Below are 354 nucleotides of genomic sequence, written 5' to 3'. Positions count from 1 at the left end.
ACCTACAGCACCGGCGAGTCGCACCTGCAGAGCGAGCTGCTGCACGCGGCGACCCGCATTCCGGTGAGCGACTACCTGTCCGAGCGGATCTGGGCGCGAATGGGCATGGAGAGCGACGGCTTCTGGCAACTGGAATCGCCGGCCGGGCAAGAGATCGGCAGCAGCGGCTTGAGCGCGACCCTGCGCGACTATGGCCGCTTCGGCCAGGTCGTCCTCGAGGACGGGGTGATCGATGGCGAACGTATCCTCCCCGAAGGTTGGGTCGATCGTGCCAGTCGCGTCGAGGCTTCTTCCCACCTGGCCCCGGGCAAGCTCTACGATGGCGAATACGCGCTCGGCTACGGCTACCAGTGG

At 66.7% G+C, this 354-nt stretch carries 1 protein-coding gene; it reads left to right on the top strand.

The features are described 5' to 3' along the window. Window positions 1-354 (top strand): serine hydrolase (locus ACLJNW_RS23705; protein ID WP_410961159.1); only part of this gene is annotated, 354 nt, incomplete at both ends.

This window comes from Salmonella sp. SAL4457, from assembly GCF_046548235.1.
GTDB classification, from domain to species: Bacteria; Pseudomonadota; Gammaproteobacteria; order Enterobacterales; family Enterobacteriaceae; genus Salmonella; species Salmonella enterica.
This window is presented reverse-complemented; position numbering and strand designations above follow the sequence as displayed.